Genomic DNA, 17,795 nt, shown 5'->3' with positions numbered 1-17,795 from the left:
AATGGCCCGCTCAGCCTTGTCTGTCTGGCGCGCGGCGGCAATCGGCATTTTCTTGCCTGTGGCAGGCAGCGCCGTGGCACAAACAAACGCCCCTTTATCGGTTATTGATTGGCTTGATAGCCCGTCCCCACGTGCCGAACTGCCCCGCGCTCCGATAAAACAGACCTCCAAAAAACCCAAAGTCATAGACGAGCCGGCAGTCACGGATAGCGCCACAGCACCAACAGTGACCACACTTCCCCTTGATGCCGCCGCGCCAAGAAACGTAGGGTTGGTGCCCGCGTCCATCACAGGCATGAAGCCCGATTTATGGGCGCGCAGTGATGCCGCCGCTCTTGCACGCAGCCTCAAATCGCTGCCAGAGCTGGAATTGCCCGCCCCCAATGCGCTGTTGTTTACGATTTTGCTGGCCGAAGTGGCCGCACCCAACGGTGATCCTGCGGCCCAAGACATTCTGACCCGTGCGCGTGTGCAAAAACTCATGGACCTTGGCGCGGTTGATCCGGCGCTCGCGTTGGCCGAGCAGGCAGGTGCCGCGACATCCCGCACCCTTTTCGACGATTGGGCGCAGCTGAGCATGTTGGTGGGGACCGAAGACACCGCCTGTGGAGCATTGTCACGCGCCCCGTACCTTACCCAAGACGCGGGATTGCGTATTTTCTGTGCTGCACGAGGTGGCGACTGGGATACAGCTGCCCTCACATTCGGCTCGGCCAAGGCGCTCAAGCTGCTGCCGCGGGAAAAGCTGGATGTGCTGGACAGGTTCCTCAACCCCGATTTCTTCGAGGACGCAGCCCCCCTTCCCGTTCCGCGCAAGCCAGACCCGCTTATATTCCGTCTTTTTGAAACAATAGGAGAGGCGCTGCCCACCGGCCCCTTGCCCCGCGCCTATGCGGTGGCTGATCTACGCGATATAGCCGGCTGGAAATCACAGCTGGAAGCAGCCGAGCGTTTGACCCGTGCAGGCGCGCTACCCGACAATCGGTTGTTGGGCCTTTATACCGATAGAAAGCCTGCCGCTTCGGGTGGGATATGGGACCGTGTGCGCACCGTGCAGCGGTTTGACACAGCCCTTGAGACAAGCAGCGCCGATGCTGTCGCCAAAACCCTTCCCGCAGTCTGGCGCGAGATGAAGCGCGCAGGCGTTGAAGTGAGCTTTGCAACGGCCTTCCAAGCGCGTCTGGAAGGCCTTGAACTTAAAGGCAACTCCGCACGCGTTCAAGCCCGCATAGGGTTGCTCTCTCCCGCTTATGAAACTGTCGCAGTCAATCTGCCCGACACGCTATCATTGGGTCCGAACACAGACCTTATCCGCGCCGTAGCGACAGGGGACGTGCCAAAAGACGCCCCCACCACTGCCTTGCCCCGTGCGATATTTGACGCTTTCGCCGCCCCCGCGCCGCGCGATGAATGGATCGAGATGGCCAAGAACGGCCGCTTGGGCGAGGCCCTGATAGCCACATTGGACAGCCTGCGCGACGGTATTCGCGGCGATAGCCGCGCACTTCGCGAGGCGTTGGGAACGCTGCGCGCTTTGGGACTCGAAGACACAGCCCGTCGCACCGCGCTGCAAATCCTGCTGCTGGAGCGTTCGCTATGACTGCCCGCGCACCCTCGTCATGGATATCCATGTTTCTTGAAGCGCAAGCCGCCGAACTGGGCGCTGCCACGAACACCCTGCTGGCCTATGGCCGTGATCTAAAAGACTTTGACAGCTGGCTCGCGCGCCAAAACCACAGCTTTGAGACCGCCGCCCGTAGCGAGGTGGAAAACTATCTGGTCTATTGCGATGCACAAGGGCTGGCAAAATCCACCCGCGCACGCCGCCTGTCCGCAATCAAACAAATCTACCGCTTTGCATTCGAAGAAGGGCTGCGCAGCGATAATCCCGCGATTCAGATCAGTGGCCCGGGCCAAGACAAACGCCTGCCCAAGATTCTGTCCGTTGACGAAGTGGACCGCCTGCTTTCAGCGGCCCGCAGCCAAGGGCGCAATACAACTGACCGCGTGCGCAACACCTGCCTGATGGAGCTATTGTACGCGACAGGTATGCGCGTCAGCGAATTGGTCGGTCTGCCCGTCAGCGCAACACGCGGCGATCCCCGCTTGCTGTTGATCCTTGGTAAAGGCGGCAAAGAACGCATGGTGCCCCTGTCGCCCGATGCCCGCGACGCGCTGGCGCTTTGGATACGCTTGCGCGACGAGACCGAAGCCGCTCGCGCGCTGAAAAAATTACCACCCTCGCGCTATCTGTTTCCTTCGCGGGGCAAAGACGGGCATCTGACCCGCCATCGCTTTTATTTGCTAATCAAGGAAATCGCCGTGGCTGCTGGCGTGGACCCAGGCAAAGTCACTCCGCACACACTGCGCCACGCCTTTGCCACACATCTGCTGGCGGGCGGCGCCGATCTGCGAGCGATCCAGACCATGCTGGGCCATGCGGATGTCGCCACTACCGAAATCTACACTCATGTGCTGGAGGCCCGCTTGTCAGAGTTGGTCCTCGACCATCATCCCCTATCCGAGACAGCCATTCGCAAAGCATCTGGCAAGACATCTTCTGACGGCCAGTAGCCACTATTTAACGCGCAGCGGTATTCTGATGGCAAACCTGCCGCCTCCATATGCGCCATTGCCTCAGGAACGTCATACGTCAGATCGTGGATCGCCACCTTGCCACCACTGAGAACCGCGTAATGTGTCTGCGCCGCGCCATTGTGCGGCGGCATCCCGATAACCCCCGTATTCACCCACAAACCACGCGTTGTCTGGCGCATGAATGGCAGGCCAGAATGCCCCGCCACCACACAATCAACAGGGCCGACAAGCCGCTCCAGCGCGTCCCACTCTTCATCAAAGACCGCAGATCCATCTGTCTGCCAAATAAAGCGCGCCACATCTGTGGCCCCGCCGTGGATCACGCCGTAGCGCCGTCCATGATGGGTGAATGTTACCACATCGGGCAATCGCGCCATCCAGTCCCGTGCGACATCGTCCAGCTGCGCACGCGCATAAGCATACCAAGCGACACTCAGCAAATCGCATGTGCTGCCTGCATCAAAACCACAGCCGCAACCGTCGGCATTTTGCGCCAGTTGCACCTCGCAATTACCCGCCACAACCACACAGCCCGCCGCTCGAACTGCATCGACAGTTGCAGCCGCGCCAGCGCAATAGGCCACCACGTCGCCTGTGCAAATCAGATGATCAGCAGCAACGCCCAATTTCGTTGCTTGCGCAAACAACGCTGTGGTTGCCTGTGCATTGCTATAGGGGCCGCCAAACAGCAGCAGATCGCCATTCAACACGCCTAAATCGCTGTGTTTCACACCCTCACCTCCTTGAATGAAGCCATCAGCCCCCCCATAACAGAAGCACCATCATCAAAAAGGTCTCCCACATGGATATGCCACAGGCAACGGTCGACTCGGCGTTCTGGATATCGACTGCTATCATTTTGCTGTTACTCGTACTGTCGGGTTGCTTTTCAGGCTCCGAAACTGCGCTGACCGCCGCCTCGCGGGGCAAATTGCGCACACAGGCCGACAAGGGCTCGGCCGGTGCTGCACGTGCTTTGCGCATCACCGAAGATAACGAGCGGCTGATCGGCTCGGTTCTGTTGGGAAACAATCTGGTGAACATCCTCGCCGCGTCGCTGGCCACGGCCCTGTTCACGCGCCTTTTCGGCGAAAGCGGGGTTGCCCTTGCGACGCTGGTGATGACGCTGCTGGTCCTGATTTTTGCCGAAGTACTACCGAAAACCTACGCCATCACAAACGCCGAACGCGCGGCCGCCCTTGTCTCTGGCCCCATAAGCATTGTGGTGCTGGTCTTTGCACCAGTGGTCAGCGTGGTGCGCCTGTTGGTACGCGGCATGTTGCGGCTGATGGGCGTGTCTGTCGATCCGGACAGCAACATCCTTGCCGTACGCGAAGAGATCGCAGGCGCGTTGCAACTGGGCCATTCCGAAGGTGTGGTCGAGAAGGAAGACCGCGACCGTATCTTGGGCGCACTCGACCTACGCGAACGGGTGGTCGAGGAAATCATGTTGCACCGTTCCGGCATCGAGATGATCGACGCCAGCAACGCCCCCGCCGATATCCTTGAGCAGTGTTTGCAATCCAACCATACTCGCCTTCCTGTCTACCGCAATGAGCCCGAAAACATCATTGGCGTCATCCACGCCAAAGATCTTTTGCGCGCGATGTACAAACTAATTGGCGGGCCTGAAGGCGATGCGGCCTCACTCAAGAAATTCGACATCGCAGATGTGGCGATGGAGCCCTATTTTGTACCTGAAACCTCGACGCTGGACGAGCAGATGCGTCAATTCCTGCACCGCCGCACGCATTTTGCGCTGGTGGTGGATGAATACGGAACGCTTCAGGGGCTGATTACCCTCGAAGATATCCTCGAAGAAATCGTGGGCGAAATCACAGACGAATTTGACCCATTGGCCGATCACGCTGTCAAAACCGACAGCGACGGCCAGTACCTCGTCGATGGCGCGATGACCATCCGCGATCTGAATCGCGCGAATGATTGGAGCCTGCCTGATGAAGAGGCCAACACCGTCGCAGGCCTTGTGATCCATGAGGCGCAAATGATCCCCACGCGTGGTCAGGTCTTCCTCTTCCACGGCTTCCGTTTCGAGGTACTTGCACGCGAAGGCAACCGCATCACCAAGTTGAAAATGCGACCGCTCTAGTCCCGCACCTCTATTTCTCTTGGCCGTAAATCCTCCGGGGAGTATTTGCCCGAATGGGCAAAGGCGGGGCAGCGCCCCTATGCGCGCAAGCGCATTCCCTTGGGGTCAAACGGCGGCTCCGCCAGAACCGTCGCTTTATGCGCAACACCCAGCACCATCACCTCTACCATGTCCCCCACGCTAGCGTCTTTGACATATCCCAGCGCCAGCGACATCCCGACACTATAGCCATAAGCGCCGGATGTGACGCGACCGATCCCGACACCGTCTTTGAAAATCGGCTCGCCCCCTGTCGCATCTGCGTTGGACGCATCGGTCTCTTGCGCGTCAAGCGCCAGTATAACCAGTTCTTCACGAGCAGGCTTTGCCATTGTCTCGGTCACCGCATCACAGTTCAGAAATGCTTTGTCCAGTTTACACAAACGCGCCAGTCCAACCTCTTGAGGCCAGTATTCGGGGCTATATTCACGCCCCCATGATCCATAGCCCTTTTCAACACGCAGCGACATCAACGCACGGCTGCCCACAGGGCCTGCACCAACATCTTTGCCGGCGGCAACCAATGCCGCATAAAGGGCCGCCTGATGGTCCACGCTACAATGTAGCTCCCACCCCAGATCGCCCGTGAATGACACCCGCAGCGCCAGACAGCGCACACCGCCCAATTCGATCCATTTGGAGCGCATGAAGGGAAAATCAGCTGTCGCAAGCGATGTATTGGTCAAACGCTGCAACATCTCGCGCGATTTGGGGCCTGCGACGTTAAAGCCGCACATGGCTTCGGTCCGGCTCTCGAAAGTGGTGCCCTCGGGCAAGGGCACTTCTTTGAAGAAACGCTGGTGATACCGCTCTGCCATGCCCGAGCCGATGATCCAGAATTCATCCTCACCCAGCTTTGTGACTGTGAAATCACCCGCAATCCCGCCCCGCTTGCCAATCAGCGGCGTCAGGCACGATCGCCCGACCTCGCGCGGCATGGTGTTGGCAAAAAGCGCGTTGAGCCAGGCTTCGGCCCCCGCGCCCTTGCAAAGGTATTTGGCGAAGTTCGAGATGTCGATGATGCCCGCCTTGTCGCGCAGCATATTGCATTCGGCACCCACTACATCCCACCACGGCTGGCGGGTGAACCCGTGGGTCTGGTCTGTCGCGCCGACCTCTTCACCAAAATACAGCGGATGTTCCCACCCGTAATTCAGACCAAACACGGCCCCCATGTCGCGCTGCGTGTCGTGGATGGGGCGCATACGGGCGGGACGCCCTGCGCTGCGTTCTTCGTTGGGAAAGTGTATCTTGAAGCGGTTGGCGTATTGGTCCCCGACACGCGCCTTGGTAAACGCCTTGTCTGCCCAATCCCCGAACCGCGCCACATCCCATGCAAACATGTCATAGCGTGTCTCGCCTGTGACAATCCAGTCAGCCGCCAGCAGGCCCATACCACCCGACTGGCTGAACCCCGGAATGATCCCGTTACAGCAAAAATAATTGCGCAACTCGGGCACAGGGCCAAACAGCACGTTAGAGTCCGGCGACCAGATCATCGGGCCATTGATTACCCGTTTGATCCCCGCCTCGCCCACAGCGGGCACACGCGAAATTGCGCGCATCATGTTGTCTTCGATCCGCTCCAGATCATCTGCAAACAATTCATGTCCAAAGCCCTGTGGCGTGCCATCTTCCGCCCAGAACACCAGATCTTTTTCATAGGCCCCCACCAGCAGGCCCTTACCCTCCTGACGCAAATAATACTCGCCATCGCGATCCGCGACCGAGGGCAAACGCCGATCTAGGCCTGCAATCTCCGCAATAGTCTCGGTCACGAAATACTGATGTTCGGTTGGTTGCAAAGGCAGGGTAATTCCGGCAAGTGCTGCCACCTCACGCCCCCACAGTCCTGCTGCATTCACCACCCATTGTGTGGCAATATCCCCCTTTTCAGTGCGTACGATCCATGTACCGTCCGCTTGCTGTTCAGTCCCTGTAACGGGGCAAAAGCGGATAATCTCGGCCCCGTTCTGCCGCGCCCCTGCCGCATAGGCATTGGTGACGCCAGAAGGGTCGACATTGCCGCCCGAGGGCTCGTACATGATGCAGCGGATGCCATCGTAATCGACCAACGGATGCAGACGCTCGGCCTCGCCACGGCTTACTTCATGGAAATTCAGCCCATAGTATTTGGCTTTGGCCGCTTGCAAGCGCAACTGGTGCTCCCGCGCTTCTGTCTGGGCCAGATACAAACTACCAGGTTGGAAGACGCCGCAGCTCTGGCCGGTCTCGGCCTCCAGCGCGTTGTATAGATCCATCGTATAATTCTGGATGCGGGTGATATTATTATTGTCATGCAATCCGTGGATATTGGCAGCAGCATGCCATGTAGACCCCGATGTCAGCTCGTCCCGCTCCAACAGTACGACATCTGTCCACCCGAGTTTTGTAAGATGGTACAGAATGGAGCAGCCGATAACGCCACCCCCGATGATGACGGCCTGAGCATGGGTGCGCATGGAATGGGTCCTGTTGAGTGTTATTTACACCCTCAACGTGGCGTGCGAACCGCGCGGCCGATAGGCCTTTTGCGACAGATTATGTCGCGGCTTTGCAAGGGGGCTATTCGGGCCGCACTTCTTCGTCAGCCGAAGCGATCAGGGCTTCGCGGTCAGGCGCAAATGTAAGCACCTCCAACGCACGGGCAAGTTCTGTTCGGGCCATATCCGCAGCAGCGCGCGACAAGCCTTCGTCAGGGTGGCGCATGAGCGCGCGATAGGTCTGCTGTAGTCTTTGCTGCACTTCCAGCGTCCCTGCCCCGTTACGCGACACGGCCCCTAACCCATCACGCAACAGATCAGCAGGATCAAGCGGCGCCACGTAAAGATGCGCCAACAGGGTTTCAGGTGTGCATGCAGCCTCGTCCTTGTAATCAGACAGTATTCGCCCGATCCGCGTTATCACGTCAATTGCGGTGCCTGGATCATTCACGCCCGGCGACAGCGCCTTGGAGCCTATTTCACTCATCACAATCAGACCAAATCGGGGATCTTGCTCATATCCGCGCAAATCGCCCAGATGTACCGTCTCACGAATATCGGCGCATAGCGTGTCCCAGTCAGGGTCATCGCTAATACTCTCGACCTCCAGCAGCGGGGCGTTCACGTAGACAAAATGCCCGATGCTTGTAGGCACGTAAATCCGCACGTCATGCTGTTGTGCGACAGCGTTCAGGGCCTCGGGGAATATGCGTTTCACGTACCCGCTCTCCCATGCCAGCACGGCGCGGGTGCCTTCGGGTATGTCCTCTGTAAGCGGACGCGCGCCAAGGCATGGCCGCGCAAGACGGTCTTTGAATTGCGCGCGTGTCACATTTTCTACCTGCCGGGTGGTATCCATCAGCTGTCCAAAGCCCTGCAAATGCAACACCCAACGGATCAGGTAGACGACAATCACGACCAGTACAAAAACCGTCATCCAGAACAGTACAAAGGCACGATCATCGCCGTAAATCCCCAACTCCCTCAAGATGATACCCAGTAACGCATAGACATAGGCCCCGATGAATACGGCCATCGTATTCTGCGTGGTGCGGTCTTGCATGATCAGGCGATGCACCCGCGGCGTCCACTGGGTAGAAGAGGATTGATAGACCGATACCATGACCGTGATCGAAAAGATCGTGACCGCCAGCATCGCCGAGGCGATCAACTGCAACAGCCTGTCTGCAGCACCACCATCAAGGCTTTGTGCCAGTTCGGTTGGAATATAGATTTCGACCCATTGGCTAATGGCCGTCGCCACAAAGGCCAACAGCCCCAGCAACACAACACGCACCCATAGCTTACGTGCATAAAGGCGGGTCTTTCTCAGGGCGGTTGCGATCAACGCAGTCATATTCTCCATAAACCAGACCTAGCACAGATACTTCCACGCGCCAGTCTGTGCAGTCACATCGCGGAACCGACAAAATCTGTCGCGAAACAACTTGCCCTGCGCGCGCGGATACCATTGTCTGCGGTGCAATAGCCAAGGGAGACATCACATGAAAACAACCACCCGCGTCGCGATCATTGGCGGCGGCGTTGTCGGCGCATCGGTTCTGTACCATCTCACCAAACTCGGATGGTCGGATGTGATGCTCCTTGAACGCTCCGAGCTGACCTCAGGCTCGACATGGCACGCTGCGGGCGGGTTTCACACGCTGAATGGCGATACGAACATGGCGGCCCTACAGGGCTATACGATCAAGCTGTATAAAGAGCTGGAAGAGATCACCGGCATGTCCTGCGGGCTGCATCATGTAGGCGGTGTGACACTGGCCGATAATCAGGACCGTTTTGATATGCTGCTGGCCGAACGTGCCAAGCACCGCTTTATGGGCCTTGAGACTGAAATTGTCGGACCAGAAGAGATCGCCAAGATAGCACCTGTGACCAATCTGGATGGTATCATTGGCGGGCTTTATGATCCGCTGGATGGGCATCTCGACCCTTCTGGCACCACCCACGCCTATGCAAAAGCTGCACGGATGGGCGGTGCGACGATTGAAACGCACACAATGGTCCAAGAGACAAACCAGCGCGCAGACGGGACATGGGATGTAGTGACCGACAAAGGCACAATCCACGCAGAGCATCTGGTGAACGCAGGCGGCCTTTGGGCGCGTGAAGTGGGCGCAATGGCCGGTGTCTATTTACCGCTGCACCCGATGGAACACCAATATCTGGTCACAGAAGAAGTACCTATGATCCGTGAGATGATGGCTGAGGGCCGCGAACATCCTCACGTGATGGACCCCGCGGGCGAATCCTATCTGCGCCAAGAAGGCATGGGGCTATGCATTGGATTTTATGAACAAACCTGCCGCCCTTGGGCTGTGGGCGGCACCCCGTGGAGCTTTGGTCAGGATCTGTTGGCAGATGATTTCGACAAGATCGAAGAAAGCATCAACTTCGCGTACCGCCGTTTCCCCGATCTGGAGCGCGCTGGCGTTAAAAACGTGATCCACGGCCCGTTTACATTTGCGCCTGATGGCAACCCGCTGGTCGGCCCTGTGCCGGGATTGCGCAACTACTGGTCCGCTTGCGGCGTAATGGCAGGGTTCAGCCAGGGCGGCGGTGTGGGCCTCACCCTTGCCCAGTGGATGATCGAGGGCGAGCCCGAGCGCGATGTATTTGCGATGGATGTGGCGCGTTTCGGCAGCTGGATCAGCCCCGGTTACACCTTGCCGAAGGTAATCGAGAACTATCAGAAACGCTTTTCCGTCGCCTACCCGAACGAAGAGTTGCCAGCCGCCCGCCCCCATCACACCACACCGATGTACGACATCTTTAGCGATCTGGGCGCGGTCTGGGGCCAACAGTTCGGGCTGGAGGTGCCTAACTATTTTGCCACAGCAGATGAGCCTGCGTACGAGACGCCATCTTTCCGCCGCTCCGATGCTTTTGACGCCACAGGCCGCGAGGTGCGCGCAGTGCGCGAAGCGGTCGGTATCAATGAGGTCCAGAACTTTGGTAAATATCTGGTTTCGGGGCCGAATGCCCGCGCGTGGCTGGACCGGATTATGGCAGGGCGCGTGCCTGCCCAAGGGCGTCTTTCTCTCACGCCGATGCTGTCACCCAAGGGGCGATTGATCGGTGACTTCACAATCTCCTGCCTCGGGGATGAGCTGTTCCAGCTGACCGCGTCTTATGGCGCACAGGCCTATCACAGCCGCTGGTTCGCGCAAAATATGATGGAGGGCGTCACGGTCGAGAATATCTCGGACCGCCGCACAGGGTTCCAGATTGCAGGGCCAAAAGCACGCGAAGTGCTGCAAGCCTGCACATTGGATGACGTATCACAGATGAAGTTTCTCGATGTGCGCCCCATGACCATCGGAATGACCAACTGTCTGGTGCAGCGGGTCAGCTATACAGGCGATCTGGGGTATGAGATTTACTGCGATGCAATGGCCCAACGCCAGCTGTGGCGCACCCTTTGGGAGGCGGGGCAACCCCACGGCATGACGCCGTTCGGCATGCGCGCAATGATGTCTTTGCGTCTGGATAAGTTCTTTGGCGGCTGGTTGCTGGAATTCGGCCCCGACTACACAGCCGCCGAAACAGGATTGGACCGCTTTATCAGCTTCAAAAAGAACGTCGATTTCGTCGGTCGTGCTGCCGCCGAGGCCGAGCATGCAAGCGGCGCCGAACGAAAACTCGTGGCCTTCGAAGTGGATGCAGAAGATGCAGATGTGCAAGGATACGAGCCGATCTGGCTGGACGGTGCCGTGATCGGGTTCTGTACCTCTGGTGGCTACTCCCATTACGCGCAAAAATCTGTGGCACAGGGGTTTGTGCCAACGGCACAGGCAAATGACGGGCTGGCCGTCGAGATCGAGATACTGGGCCAGATGCGCCCCGCACGCCTTATCACCACACCGTTGTTTGATGCGGATGGCGCACGGATGCGCGGATGAGCGATGTCGCTGTCCTCATCCTCGCTGCTGGTGCCTCGCGCCGGATGCAGGGGCGCGACAAACTGCTGGAGGAGATCGACGGCACGCCACTCTTGCGTCGCCAGACCCTGCGCGCACTCGGACTGGGATGTGAGGTGCTTGTCGCACTCCCAAGCGCGCCGCATCCGCGATATGACGCGCTCGCGGGACTGGATGTAGTTGTGGTGCCTGTTGCTGACGCAGCCGAAGGGATGAACGCCAGCCTACGCGCAGGGCTGGCGGCACTTCCTGCACAGACAAAAGCGGTTATGCTGCTGCTGGCAGATATGCCGGATCTAACACAGGATGACCTGCAAACCGTCCTGCAAGCTGTTGATGTTAAAACAGATACCCTTATCTGGCGCGCCACCACCAGTGGAGGCGCTATGGGCCATCCGGTTGTATTCCGCGCTAGTCTATTTGACGATTTGAAATCCCTCAGCGGGGATAGCGGTGCCAGTGATGTGGTCAAAACCTACGCCATGCAAACACAGCTTGTCGCCCTGCCCGCCAATCATGCACGCACCGATCTTGACACGCCAGAGGCTTGGGAGAACTGGCGCGCAGCGCGCAGACCTACTTAACCGGTTCCAGATCCCGGGGCGCGACACTACGCCGTGCCGCAGAATAGCCCCGCAATCCCTCAGGTGTCGCAAGCTCAGGAAATACTTCCAACAGCTCTAACCGCTGGGCATTTCCGATCCCTACCAATGTGCGCACATCTGGCTGAAAGCTCTCCGACCAAGTACCGTCCGACAAGATCACCTCATGGTTGTCAAACATCAGATGCAGATAGGTCGTAGGCATATCCTGCACCACATCCACACCATTCAGCCCTGTCAGGTGCTTTGCTGCGACCAGAACCTCGCTGTCTTCGAAATGCAGCGGCGTTTTGTCATTGGCAACCAGTATCCGGTGATTGGGCGAGATCATCATATCACGTTCAGGCAAATCATTGCCCAAGGCCCCTTTTGCAATCCGCACAGGAGCCAGATGTTCGTTTGTATAGAAGTCGCGCGGTGTCATCTCGCGGCGCCCGATCCAGCGGATATGCTGTAACCCGTTGTCGCGGGTAATGACGCGGTCCCCGATGGCCAACCGATCTACCGCGACTTCGCCCCGCGGCGTGGCGATCATTGTGCCGGGGGTAAAGCAGGGCGATGCGGCATCGGCACCCTCAAAAGGCACTGCATCCACCTGCACGCCCGCACCATCCAAAAACCGCATAACGCCATTTTGCGGCGCATGAGGATCACGGTCGATCACCAACCGTGGATGCGATGGAAGCGGTGTCTGGGTCATCAGGTTTCCTTGGACAAGACCTGCCAGATCATACCTTCCCCACTGCGACCACACAACAAATTACCACATATTAACCATATTTTTCAATGTGTTGTACACAATTAACCCAACCATCACATCACTGCACGCGATATGGAAACAGCGCGACAGATACATGAAAAGCGGAGCCGCATTGCGACTCCGCTCTCACTCACTCAGGGTCACTACGCCCAAATGATGCTGCATACACGTGGACCCCGAGGCAGACCTTTTCAGGCCCGCCTCGGGGAATTCTGTTGGGAAGTACTAGCTTTTCTTGGTGATCAGCTTGGCTTCGTGCTTTTTCAGCGACTTGCGGGCTGCCGCATAGGCATCGATACCCTCGCGTGTGGCGAGTTCCGGGAAGAGTTCCAGAATTTCGTCACGGGCTGCATCGCCAACACCTGCCAGTGAGTTGTCACCAGGCTGGAAGCTTTCGGTCCAGATACCATCGGACAGGATCACCTCATGCTGGTCGAACATGATGTGGATATAGGTGGTCTGCGACACATCTACCTGGTCGATCCCTTCCATATCCGTCAGGTGTTTCGCCGCGACCAATACTTCACGCTCCTCAAAGTAGAGGGCCGTTTTGTCGTTGGCCACCAGCACACGGTGCTGCGGCGATACCATCATGTCACGCTCGGGCAGATCATTGCCCAAGGCACCCTGACGGATAAGGATCGGCCGCAAGTGTTCGTTTGCAACCAGTTCCTCACCTGTCATCGGACGATGCCCGATCCAGCGGATTTCCTGCATCCCGTTGTCACGGGTGATGATGCGCTCACCCACTGCCAGCTCTTCCACTTTCCGCTCACCTTTCGGTGTGGCGATCAGCGTGCCGGGGGTAAAGCAGACAACGACCTTCTCGATATTCGTGAAGACCAGCTGGCCTGCATCGGACCCGTCGGCGTTGAAGTAGTCAACAACACCGTTTTCGGCATTGTCGGGATCATACGTGACCTCGAAACGACCACCTTCTGGCGCAGAACCGGGAAGCTCAAGACAGTCAAAGTCGTCGCCACCCTCGGAGCCGTCGATGATATCGCCCGCATTCACGTCACGGAAGATGTCACGATCATTGCCGCCAGTCATGGTGTCAGCACCATCACCGCCAAGGAACAGATCGTCACCCGACCCGCCGAGGATGCTGTCATCGCCGTCGCCGCCTCTGAGTGTATCGTCACCCAGCGCGCCTTCCAGCGTGTCATCGCCCGCGTCACCGCTCAGGTCGTCATCGTCCTGACCACCGTCAAGAAGATCATCGCCTTCGCCGCCATGCAGCGAGTCATCGCCCGTATTGCCGCGCAGTGTGTCGTCGCCAATATTGCCTTCAAGAGTGTCGTCACCGGAGCCGCCTTCGAGGCTATCGTCACCCTGACCACCGATCAGCGTATCGTCGCCCGAACCACCTTGCAGCGTGTCATCGTCGATGCCACCGTCAAGGCTGTCGTTACCCTGTCCGCCAAGCAATGTATCATTGTCGTCACCGCCAAAGATCACATCATCACCGGCACCACCATCGACGAAATCGTCGCCATTGTCAGGCTCAAGATCGGGGCCGAGCGGGTTGGACCCGTCGTCTTCAATCTCCAGCGCATCAAGGCCCAGATCAGGGTCGTTGTTGGCATAGATGGTGTCGTTACCTTCGCCACCGAGGATGGTGTCGTTGCCTTCGGCGCCTACGATACGATCATCGCCTTCGCCACCTTCAACATCATCGTCGTCGATGCCTGCGTTGATGACATCGTCGCCTGCGCCACCGTCGATGGTATCGCGGTCGTCGCCTGTGGTAATGGTGTCGTTACCATCGCCACCCACAACACTGTCGCGGTCATCTTCGGGGTCAGGGTCCGCAGGGAACACGCCCTCATAGCCAAGATCGGGCAAAGGTGTGCCGCCGCTGGTGTCGATGACATCGTCACCTTCACCACCATTGACCGTATCATTGCCGTCACCACCGTCGATGGTGTCGTCACCCTCATCGCCGCTCAGGCTATCATCGCCCTCACCGCCATCAAGGATGTCGTCGCCTTCGCCGCCATGCAGTGTGTCATCACCCTCATCGCCGTTCAGCTCATCATCACCAAGGCCGCCTTCAAGGGTATCATCACCCTCTCCGCCGTTCAGCGTATCGTCGCCCTCGCCACCGATCAGGGTGTCGTTACCCTCATCGCCGTCAAGCTCGTCGTCGCCTGTGCCGCCGTCAATGCTGTCGTCGCCAGTGCCACCAGACACATCATCGTCGCCTTCGCCAGCAATAACAGTGTCATTACCGTCGCCTGCATTGATGATGTCATCCTCCGGGCCTTCACCTGGCAGGAAGCCATCGCCACCGTCAACCACGTCACCTTCGGGATCCTCGTCAAAGTCTCCGTCAATGAGATCGTCGCCGTCCGTGCCTGTAACGATACCATCGCTGACAATCACATCAACAGTGCCCGGCGTTTCGCCACCCTGCCCGTCAGAAACGGTATAGGTGATTTCCGCAGGACCGTTAAAGCCTGGTGCGGGCGTGAAGGTGATGGTGCCATCGTCGTTGATTGCAACTTCACCATTCGGGCTACTGGCCGAGTGTACAACCAACGGGTCGCCATCGGGGTCACTGTCGTTCGCCAGAACGTCGATGATAACGGCCTCGTCCTGATTGGTCTCCGCAACGTCATCCTGTGTAACAGGCGGATCGTTGGCAGGGATCACGTTGACATCGACAGTTGCCGTGTCCTCGTTCCCGTCTGGATCAGCGACCGTATAGGTGATCGTGGTTGGCCCGTTAAAGTCTTCGTCAGGCGTAAAGACAATGGTCCCATCGTCGTTGATCGTTACCTCACCATCGGGGCTGGTCGCTTCGGTCACTGTCAGCGGATCAGACTGTGGATCCGTGTCGTTGGCCAGAACCGGAATAGTAACCGGCGTATCCTCTGGCGTTTCGGCCACATCATCCTCTGCAACCGGATCAACCTCACCAACATCGACAAACAGCACGGCAGGGTCGGTCAGTTCGCCATCGGAGATGGTGTAGTTGACCTGTGCTTCGCCGATGAAACCGTCGTCGGGTGTGAACGTCAGTGTGCCGTCATCGTTGATGGTGACTTCGCCATCGGGGCTGGAGGCCGAGATGATCGTGAGCGGATCGTCTTCGATGTCGCTGTCGTTGACCAATACGGGTACCGTGACAGGCGTACCTTCAGGCGTTTGCGCATTGTCGTCTTCGGCCAGCGGGCCATCGTTGACGGGGTTCACTGTCACATCAACAGTTGCCGTGTCCTCGCCACCGTTCCCATCGGTGATGGTGTAGGTGATCGTGGTCGGGCCGTTGAAGTCGGGGTTCGGCGTGAACTCCAGTGTGCCGTCGTCGTTGATGGTGACATCGCCGTCTGGGCTGGTCGCCGAGACAACTTCCAGCGGATCGCCGTCAGGATCGGTGTCATTGCCCAGAACGTCGATGGTGACAGGTGTGTCCTCATCCGTCTCGGCCGTGTCATCGTTCGCAACGGGCGGATCGGTTTCCTCACCAACCGAGATTTTGACAATCGCGTCGGACGTCTCGCCATCGGGATCGGAGATGGTGTAAGCGATCTCTGCGTCGCCGGTAAAGTCCAGGTTCGGCGTGAAGGTCAGCGTGCCATCATCGTTGATGGTGACGTCGCCATCAGGGCTGGTCGCCGCGATCACGTCCAGAGCATCGTTGTCCACATCCGTGTCGTTGGCCAGCACCGGAATAGTGACCGGCGTGTCTTCGGGGGTCGAGACACAGTCGTCCACTGCAACAGGTGCATCATTCACGTTTTCAACCGTGACCGTGACCCGCGCATCGTCCTCGCCACCATTGCCGTCTGTGATCGTATAGTCGATCACAGCCTCGCCAAAGAAGTCCGGGTTTGGCGTGAAGGTCAGCGTGCCATCATCGTTGATGGTGACGTCGCCGTCCTCCGAGGTTGCCTCGGTGATGGTCAGCGGATCATCTTCCGGATCCGTGTCATTGCCCAGAACATCGATTACAACAGGCGTCTCTTCCGTCGTCTCCGCAACGTCATCAACCGCAACAGGCGCAAAGTTCTCGCCAACCGTGATCGTCAAAATCGCAGAGTCCGTAAGGTCACCATCCGAAATGGTATAGTTCACGACAGCTTCGCCAGTGAAACCATCTGCTGGAGTGAAGGTCAGCGTGCCATCGTCGTTGATGTCTACTTCCCCATCAGGGCTCGTGGCGGCGACTACTTCCAAAGGATCATTCTCTGGATCGGTGTCATTGCCCAGAACATTTACCGTTACGGGTGTGTTCTCTTCTGTCGTATCGGCATCGTCCACCGCGTCGGGTGCATCGTTCACAGGGGTGACATCGACAACGGCTTCGCCGGTGTCGAACGCGCCGTCCGGGTCGGTTACGGTATAGGTGATCGTCGCTTCGCCGGTGAAGTTCTCGGCTGGCGTGAAGGTCACTGTGCCGTCGCCATTGTCCACAACAGTGCCCTGCTCCGCAGGAACCGTGATGTCCGACAGAACCAGATCCTCGACAGCATCGTCAGGGTCCGTGTCATTGCCGCGCAGATCAACCACAACAGCCGTGTCTTCCAGCGTCGTCGCCGCGTCATCGACCGCAACAGGCGGATCGATCTCGGGCGTCACGGTCACAACCGCCTCGGCACTGTCGCTCAGACCCGTCGGATCCGTGATCGTGTAGGTGATCGTCGCTTCGCCGTTGAAGTTCTCGGCTGGCGTAAAGGTCACCGTGCCGTCGCCATTGTCCACAACACTGCCCTGCTCCGCAGGAACCGTGATGTCCGACAGTACCAGATCCTCCAGCGGATCATTGCCGTCAAAGTCATTGCCACGCAGGTCAACCACAACAGCTGTGTCCTCGGGGGTCGTCGCCGCATCGTCAAACGCTTCGGGACCGATGCCTTCGGCCACAGTCACCGTGTGGATCGCCGTATCCGTCAGATCACCATCGGTGATCGTGTAGGTGATCACAGCCTCGCCGGTGAACCCGTCTGCAGGCGTGAACTCGAACGTGCCGTCGGCATTGGGCGTCAGCGTGCCCTGCTCCGCAGGGACTGTCGCCGAGACAACGCTCAGCTCTGCTGCCGTGTTGTCCACATCCGTGTCGTTGGCCAGAAGATCAACGGTTACAGGGGTTGCAAACGGTGTCGTGTCGGCATCGTCCACCGCGTCGGGTGCATCGTTCACAGGGGTGACATCGACAACGGCTTCGCCGGTGTCGGACGCGCCGTCCGGGTCGGTTACGGTATAGGTGATCGTCGCTTCGCCGGTGAAGTTCTCGGCTGGCGTGAAGGTCACTGT

Annotated in this window: 10 protein-coding genes; 5 read left to right on the top strand and 5 right to left on the bottom strand. The window is 58.4% G+C overall.

Going from position 1 to position 17,795, the window contains the following annotated elements:
• Nucleotide 1 precedes the first annotated feature (1 nt).
• A complete protein-coding gene (locus Q0903_RS15140; RefSeq protein ID WP_299416811.1) occupies nt 2–1,600 on the top strand; it encodes a hypothetical protein in 1,599 nt (532 codons plus the stop codon).
• Nucleotides 1,597–2,574, top strand: a complete 978-nt coding sequence (locus Q0903_RS15135) for a tyrosine recombinase (protein WP_299416809.1) — start codon at nt 1,597–1,599, stop codon at nt 2,572–2,574. Before Q0903_RS15140 ends, Q0903_RS15135 begins: the two co-directional genes overlap by 4 nt.
• Here the strand turns inward: Q0903_RS15135 and Q0903_RS15130 are convergent.
• Nucleotides 2,511–3,329, bottom strand: coding sequence for a metallophosphoesterase family protein (locus Q0903_RS15130; protein WP_299416807.1), 819 nt, complete (start codon nt 3,327–3,329; stop codon nt 2,511–2,513). The two genes, Q0903_RS15135 and Q0903_RS15130, sit on opposite strands and share 64 nt — an antisense overlap.
• Before the next feature lie 71 nt (nt 3,330–3,400).
• On the opposite strand from Q0903_RS15130, the gene Q0903_RS15125 reads away from it, so the two are divergent.
• Nucleotides 3,401–4,708, top strand: coding sequence for an HlyC/CorC family transporter (locus Q0903_RS15125; RefSeq protein WP_299416805.1), 1,308 nt, complete (start codon nt 3,401–3,403; stop codon nt 4,706–4,708).
• 77 nt (nt 4,709–4,785) lie between these two features.
• Here Q0903_RS15125 and Q0903_RS15120 read toward each other — a convergent pair whose 3' ends face one another.
• Together Q0903_RS15120 and Q0903_RS15115 are read right to left on the bottom strand one after the other, a co-directional pair.
• Complete coding sequence (locus tag Q0903_RS15120) at nt 4,786–7,209, bottom strand: FAD-dependent oxidoreductase (RefSeq protein WP_299416803.1); 2,424 nt, start codon at nt 7,207–7,209, stop codon at nt 4,786–4,788.
• Between the two features lie 103 nt (nt 7,210–7,312).
• On the bottom strand, nt 7,313–8,596 hold the full coding sequence (locus Q0903_RS15115; protein ID WP_299416801.1) for a DUF2254 domain-containing protein: 1,284 nt from the start codon (nt 8,594–8,596) through the stop codon (nt 7,313–7,315).
• Nucleotides 8,597–8,735: 139 nt separating this feature from the next.
• Here Q0903_RS15115 and Q0903_RS15110 point away from each other — a divergent pair, with 139 nt between their 5' ends.
• Together Q0903_RS15110 and Q0903_RS15105 are read left to right on the top strand one after the other, a co-directional pair.
• The gene (locus Q0903_RS15110) at nt 8,736–11,153 is read left to right on the top strand and encodes an FAD-dependent oxidoreductase (RefSeq protein WP_299416799.1); all 2,418 of its coding nucleotides are present in this window, start codon (nt 8,736–8,738) and stop codon (nt 11,151–11,153) included.
• Nucleotides 11,150–11,755, top strand: a complete 606-nt coding sequence (locus Q0903_RS15105; protein WP_299416797.1) for a nucleotidyltransferase family protein — start codon at nt 11,150–11,152, stop codon at nt 11,753–11,755. The genes Q0903_RS15110 and Q0903_RS15105 overlap by 4 nt, the downstream gene beginning before the upstream one ends.
• Here the strand turns inward: Q0903_RS15105 and Q0903_RS15100 are convergent.
• Together Q0903_RS15100 and Q0903_RS15095 are read right to left on the bottom strand one after the other, a co-directional pair.
• Nucleotides 11,748–12,473 (bottom strand): Hint domain-containing protein, encoded by a 726-nt coding sequence (locus Q0903_RS15100; RefSeq protein ID WP_366141507.1) that lies wholly within the window; start codon nt 12,471–12,473, stop codon nt 11,748–11,750. The two genes, Q0903_RS15105 and Q0903_RS15100, sit on opposite strands and share 8 nt — an antisense overlap.
• Before the next feature lie 285 nt (nt 12,474–12,758).
• A partial coding sequence (locus Q0903_RS15095) for a cadherin-like domain-containing protein (protein ID WP_299416795.1) occupies nt 12,759–17,795 on the bottom strand: 5,037 nt, incomplete at its 5' end.

Origin of the sequence: uncultured Sulfitobacter sp., from assembly GCF_947502895.1 — a bacterium.
Classification (GTDB): domain Bacteria; phylum Pseudomonadota; class Alphaproteobacteria; order Rhodobacterales; family Rhodobacteraceae; genus Sulfitobacter.
This window is presented reverse-complemented; position numbering and strand designations above follow the sequence as displayed.